At 58.8% G+C, this 6,417-nt stretch carries 6 protein-coding genes; 4 read left to right on the plus strand and 2 right to left on the minus strand.

The genetic code is table 11. The annotated features are described in order from the left end of the window. The first annotated feature begins 70 nt into the window (after positions 1-70). Positions 71-724 (plus strand): START domain-containing protein, encoded by a 654-nt coding sequence (locus tag G113_RS07405; RefSeq protein ID WP_005897858.1) that lies wholly within the window; start codon positions 71-73, stop codon positions 722-724. Between the two features lie 208 nt (positions 725-932). Here G113_RS07405 and G113_RS07410 read toward each other — a convergent pair whose 3' ends face one another. Further along, entirely contained in the window at positions 933-1,745 is an 813-nt protein-coding gene (locus G113_RS07410; protein WP_005897860.1) for a hypothetical protein, read from the minus strand. Between the two features lie 258 nt (positions 1,746-2,003). Further along, positions 2,004-3,293 carry a glutamate-1-semialdehyde 2,1-aminomutase gene (hemL, locus tag G113_RS07415; protein WP_005897864.1) on the minus strand — a complete coding sequence of 430 codons (1,290 nt, stop codon included), beginning with the start codon at positions 3,291-3,293 and terminating at the stop codon, positions 2,004-2,006. Between the two features lie 230 nt (positions 3,294-3,523). Between hemL and clcA the strand changes: the two genes are divergently transcribed. From clcA to erpA, 3 genes are all read left to right on the plus strand, one after another. Beyond that, positions 3,524-4,897 carry a H(+)/Cl(-) exchange transporter ClcA gene (gene clcA, locus G113_RS07420; protein WP_269077627.1) on the plus strand — a complete coding sequence of 458 codons (1,374 nt, stop codon included), beginning with the start codon at positions 3,524-3,526 and terminating at the stop codon, positions 4,895-4,897. Positions 4,898-4,948: 51 nt separating this feature from the next. Then, positions 4,949-5,650, plus strand: coding sequence for a DUF6776 family protein (locus G113_RS07425; protein WP_005897868.1), 702 nt, complete (start codon positions 4,949-4,951; stop codon positions 5,648-5,650). Positions 5,651-5,726: 76 nt separating this feature from the next. After that, positions 5,727-6,077: an iron-sulfur cluster insertion protein ErpA gene (erpA, locus tag G113_RS07430; protein WP_005897870.1), complete on the plus strand. Its 351-nt coding sequence runs from the start codon at positions 5,727-5,729 to the stop codon at positions 6,075-6,077. Positions 6,078-6,417 lie beyond the last annotated feature (340 nt).

Genomic DNA, 6,417 nt, shown 5'->3' on the forward strand with positions numbered 1-6,417 from the left:
GAGCCTTGAGCCGCACAGTCGACTCACTCCCTCAACGCAGCAAAACAATGCCACAGGTCAGGAGGACCCCATGATGAGATGGACGCAAAGAGGCGTAGCCAGTGTCCTGTTGCTGCTATTGGGCGGGCCTGTCTGCGCCGAGCCCGGCTGGACGCTGCAGCGGGAGCAGGGGGGCGTCACGCTCTGGAGCAGACCCAACCCACCGGGGCCCTTTCAGGCACTCAAGCTGGAAATGCAGGTCCAGGCCAGGCCGGCGGCACTGTTGGCGGTGCTGCGTGACACCAATCGTCACAAATTGTGGTTGCCGGGTAGCCGGGAGGTACGACTGCTGTCTCACCCGGGGCCGGACGAGGATCTGGTCTACACCCGATTGGCGGCGCCCTGGCCTGCCAAGGACAGGGAGCTCATCACCCATTCCCGACTGAGCTGGTTGTCCGGGTGCGGGTTTACCCTGCGGGTGTGGGCCGAACCTGATGCCTTGCCCCCCACCAAGGGATTGGTGCGGATCCGCGCCAGTCATGGGGTATGGCAGGCCGATCCCCTGGGAAAAGGGGGGAGCCTGATCCGGCTTGAGACTTATACCCATCCTGGTGGCAAGTTACCGGGATGGGCGGTCAATAGGGTCGCAGCCAATACCGCTTTTGACAGTTTTACTGCGATTAAAGCCATGATGGAGGCAGGCAGATCCCCTGTCCCCAATGACATTGAGCATTGTTTGGACTAATGAGGTATCACCTTCTGGTCAGTCCTAAATTGAAAAGCGAGTCGGCATAGGCCGACTCGCTTTGGGTTTAGGCTCATCGACGACATTGGTCGTCGCGAAATGACCAGGGTTAAGTCGATGAGACGAGGGACGGGCCCCCGACAACAAGTAATAGCAGAGCCGTACGGCTTCTTCCTTCCCGTTGTTGCACCGATTGCCAAGGCGCCACTCAGCTGCCGCGCTGCGCCTCATTTCGCCGGAGAAAACGTCGACTCCCGGCGGGCGCCACTGAGGACGAGGGCCGCTGGCTGGCCTGGACCAGGGCCGCTTCGGCACGAGCACCGAGAAAGACATACAAGCCAAGGCCAACCAATAGCCCAACGGCGCAGACCATCACCCCCACGGCAGGCCAGAGCAGCTCGGTCTGGCCGAGGGACCCCTTGAACAGCAGCAAGAGCCCCTCGATGGAGACGGCGATCAAGATGGCGGCAATGAAACGGGTGATGGTGCGGCGAATGGCGCTGTGGCGAAAGATGTCCTTATGGAGCAGCACCTCCTCCTCCAATATGGTTTTACCCAGATCGAATACCGCCAGAGCCAGAGTCAGGAAGATGATGGCGCTGAAGGCCCCAAGCCGGTTGCTGCTCTCGCCGCAGGCGAGCAGGTAGAGTTCATGCAATCCATGCCAGATCAGGCTGGCAACAATGAGAAACAGCGCCAGGCTGAGCAATACATAGACCCCTTTGAACCAGGGGGTGAGTTTGCGGCGTTGTTTATCCCCCATCAACCAGGCGATCAGCTCCTGCAGGCTGAGGGTGATGAGGATACCTTCGCCCCGTACCTGCAGGTGCAGCTCCCCCTGGCTCGTGGGGTAGGGGGGCAAGATAGCTGTGGGGCCGTTTTGCGAACGAGTGTTCAGCACGAAGGGGTAGCGTGCCAGATCCTTGCCCGAGTGCTGGACTAAGCCCAGCAACAGCAGACGCAGCTCGGGCTCGTACTCCTGATAGCGACGGATGAGATCGATAGGGCTCATGTTAGCCATGGGGACCTCCAGAGTAATGCCGTGTGGATGACGTATGTTGCAAGCTAGGGTTGCAAGTTACGGGCCCAGCCTGACGAACAGAAATGACCCTCTGGTGGCAGTTTGATGATGAAATCGTGAGGCAAGTTGGGGCTTTGGCACCAGCTTGGTGCAAAGGAGGCCTGCGCGAGGGCCGGCAGGCGTGCGGCTCGGGTTTCAGGCTGCATGACGATACCCAGAAAAAGGGGCCCGTGGGCCCCTTGCATCATGTGGTCGGATTTATGCTTGGGCCAGCTTGGCGAAGCTACGGTCCGCCGCCGCCAGGGTGTGGGCTATCTCCCGCTCGCCATGGGCCAGGGAGAGGAAGCCGGCTTCATAGGCGCTGGGTGCCAGGTAGATACCCTCTTCCAGCATGAGGTGATAGAAGCGCTTGAAGCGTTCCATGTCGCAGCGGGTCACCTGTTCAAAACGACTGATCTCGGTCTCCTCGGTGAAGAAGAAACCGAACATACCGCCCACATAGGTGATAGCGAGGGGAATGCCATGTCTGGCGGCTGCGGCCTTGAGGCCCTCGGCCACGGCGGCCGTCTTCTCGGCCAGCTGCTGATGCAGGCCAGGGGCTTGCAGCAGATCCAGCATGGCGAGACCGGCGGCCATGGCGACCGGGTTGCCGGACAGAGTGCCGGCCTGGTAGACAGGACCGGTCGGTGCTATGTGCTGCATCACCTTCTTCTTGCCACCGAAGGCGCCCACCGGCATGCCCGCGCCGATGATCTTGCCAAGGGTGGTCAAGTCCGGGTCTATGCCGTAGTGGGCCTGGGCCCCGCCGAGGGCGACCCGAAAGCCTGTCATCACCTCATCCAGGATCAGCAGGGCGCCAAATTCGTCGCAGATGGCGCGCAGCCCTTGCAAGAAGCCGGGCAGGGGCGGGATACAGTTCATGTTGCCCGCCACTGGCTCCACTATGATGCAGGCAATTTCGCTGCCGTACTGGTTGAAGGCTTCGCGAACCGAGTCCAGATTATTGAACACGCAGGTGAGGGTGTGCTTGGCAAAATCGGCAGGGACGCCGGGGCTGTTGGGTTGGCCCAGGGTGAGGGCGCCGGAGCCAGCCTTGACCAGCAGGGAGTCGGCATGCCCGTGGTAGCACCCTTCAAACTTCACAATCTTGTCGCGGCCGGTGTAGCCACGAGCCAGACGGATGGCGCTCATGGTTGCCTCAGTGCCGGAGTTGACCATGCGTACCTGTTCCATGGAGGGCACGAGTTCGCGTACCTTCTGGGCCATCAGCACTTCAATCTCGGTGGGCGCCCCGTAGCTGAGTCCTTTCTCGACGGCGGCTATGACCGCGGCCTTGATGGTCGGGTGGTTGTGGCCGAGCAGCATGGGGCCCCAGGAGCCTATGTAGTCGACATAGGATTGGCCATCCACATCATAGAGATAGGCACCGTCGGCGCGTTCGATGAAGCGGGGTGTGCCGCCAACGCCGTTGAAGGCGCGCACCGGTGAATTGACGCCGCCAGGAATGGTCTGGCAGGCCTGTTCAAACAGCTGATCTGATTTTGACATGGATCATCCTTAATGGGATTTTGACCGTCACTGGGGGGAGAGAGGCGGATCCAGACTCGGCAGTCGGCCCTTGGCAGGGTATGCTCATGACTCTCGTACCCGGCGCACTTGGCGGCCCAGTGACATTTAAACGGGCCGACTATAGCAGAAAGCCCCATTGGTGGGCAGCAGGCCCGGGTTTCATCTAACGGCTGGCGATGGTTTCTCTCATGGCGCAAGACACTCACTCTATGGCGAATTCGGCAAGGGCATCCTCCCATAGCTGGATGGTGCGGCGACTCATTCAACAAGACAAGATGCCCCTCTGGGTGCTCTTGCTGGCGGCAGTCGTCGGCATATTGGCAGGATTGGTGTGCGGCCTGTTCGAAACCGGTGTGAGTTGGGTGGTGGCGCAACGCGGCAGCTTGCTGGCAGATCGTCCCTGGTGGGAACTGCTGTTCATGGGATTTGGCATCAGTGCCCTGCTTGGCATGGCGGGTTACTTTCTGACTCATGCCTTAGCCCCCGAAGCTGGCGGATCCGGCATCCCCGAGATAGAAGGGGCCATGGACGATCTGCGCCCCGTGCGCTGGTGGCGAGTGCTGCCGGTCAAGTTCTTCGGGGGTATCTGCACCTTGAGTTCCGGCATGGTGCTTGGCCGCGAAGGGCCCTCGGTCCAGATCGGAGGCAACCTCGGCAAAATGGTGGCCGATATTTTCCGTCTCCCCAAGGAGCATGGTCACGCCCTGTTGGCGGCGGGCGCCGCTGGTGGGTTGGCGGCCGCCTTCAATGCCCCGCTTGCGGGCATACTCTTTGTCATGGAAGAGATGCGTCCCCAGTTTCGCTACTCCTTTCTCGCCATCAAGGCGGTCAGCATCTCGGCCGTGATGGCGACGCTGACCCTGCAAAACATGAAGGGGCAGCATCCTGTGATTGCCTTGCCGCACTATGATGCACCGGACCTCAAGGCGCTCTGGTTGTTTCTCTTCATGGGGGCGGCTTTTGGGGTGCTGGGTTTCGTGTTCAACAAACTGGTGTTGGCCTGCCAGGATGGTTATCTGGCCCTGCATCAAAACAAGCGCCACCGCTTCGTGGCCATCGGCATGCTGGTGGCGGGCACCTTTGGCGTGCTGGCGATCTTCGTGCCATCGGTGACGGGAGGGGGGACTGAGCTAATACCGCATCTACTGTCGGGTGACTATGCGATGGCCACACTGTTTCTCATCTTCTCGGTGCGGCTGGTGGCAACCCTGGTCTGTTTCTGCTCCGGGGCACCTGGAGGAGTATTTGCACCGACGCTGGCCCTGGGGACTTTATTCGGTTTGGTATTTGGCTATATCTTCCATGCGGCATTCCCCGAGCTTGGCATAGAGCCCGGGGCCTTTGCTATCGCCGGCATGGGGGCACTATTCGCCGCGACGGTGCGTGCTCCCGTGACGGGGATCGTCTTGGTCACCGAGATGACCGACAACTATCAGCTCATCTTGCCGATGATGATCACCACCATTGGGGCTACGATAGTGGCTCAGTGGTTGGGCGGCCGCCCTATCTATTCACAAATTCTGGAGCGCACCCTGCGCCTGGCCGCACGGCAGCGCCGTGGTGAAAACAGTGCGGCGGCCTGAGTGTTTCTATATAAGTCAGAGCATGAATCAACTGGGCGAGGTGGTGCACGCATGAAACAGAAATGGACATTGCTCGCCGTCTTGGCTATAGGGCTGCTGGCCGGATACCTTGTAGGCAATCGTCAGGAGTTGGCTCAGGGCAGCTTGCTAGAGGTGCAGCAGCAGACCCTGACGCGTCAGGCCGAGGCCATTGGCAAACTCGAATCTGATCTTGGGGTCAAGCAGACCCAGCTTGCCACCCAACAGGCGGCCTTCGAACAGTTGCAACAACAGCTCAAGTCCCAAGAGTCACAATCCCAGGAGCTGAAACGCCAGTTAGCCTTCTTCGAGCGGATCATGCGCCCTGAAGGGGAACAGAGCGGCGTGGTCATCGATAATCTGACGGTGCAGGAGAGTAGCGTGCCAAATCGTTATCACTATCGATTGGCACTGACTCAGCCAGCCAAGCAGCGCGAGCTGTTTCGTGGTCAGGTACAGATCCGGGTTGAGGGAAGCCAACATGGCGAGCCGAAGATACTGAGCGGGCGGGATCTGCAAATGAAGGCCGGAGCGGGTCGCTACTCCTTGCGTTACTTTCAATTGCTGGAGGGGGATTGGCAACTGCCGGATGGGTTTGTTCCCGACCGGATCCGGATTGGCATCCCCAAGGAGGGGCGCCAGCCCGCACAAGAACTACTGGTTGAATGGAATGAGGTACTCAAACCTATGATGGTGCCTCCGACTGAGCTGGCGTCGCCAGCCACATCCGGTTAGCCTAGCTTGGTGAATACTTGAACTAAATGGTCGGGTATTAGATAATTTAGCAGTTCCAATGGTTGTGAGGTCAGTGATGAGTGCAGTAGCAGAAGCCCAGTTGCCAATCCAGATGACGGATGCGGCAGCAAACAAGGTGAAGACCCTGATCACCGAAGAAGAGAATCCCGAGCTCAAGCTGCGGGTGTATATCACGGGCGGTGGCTGCTCTGGTTTCCAGTATGGTTTTACCTTCGATGAGAAGATCAATGATGGCGATACCGTAGTTGAGAAGAGCGGTGTCACTATGGTGATCGATCCCATGAGCCTGCAGTACCTGGTCGGCGGCAGCGTCGATTACAGTGAAGGTCTGGAAGGTTCTCGCTTCATGGTGACCAACCCTAATGCCACCACCACCTGCGGTTGCGGTTCCAGCTTCTCTATCTAAGCATTAAGCATAATGACTAGGGCCCTCAAGGGCCCTTTTCTATTGTTGGCTTCAAAAAGAGAAGAGCATTTAAGTTAAGGTGGTGAAGTAGCCACCTTCCCCTAACAGTATAAATGTGGTTGCAGACCCAGGCTTTGCACTCCATTGACTCCCTGTGGTGTAAATGCAAGCATTATGTGGTCATCATTTAAACAAAATTAGGTTTTATCAAAAAAACATGCAAAATATGCTTGTCATCACAGACTGGCCCCCTATAATGCGACCCCATCAGCACGGCGCAGTGCGCGGCTGGTTTGGCTTGCGAAGCAATCCAGTTAGGGTTATAGTTTTATACCCTGTT

It is taken from the genome of Aeromonas molluscorum 848 (assembly GCF_000388115.1).
GTDB classification, from domain to species: domain Bacteria; phylum Pseudomonadota; class Gammaproteobacteria; order Enterobacterales; family Aeromonadaceae; genus Aeromonas; species Aeromonas molluscorum.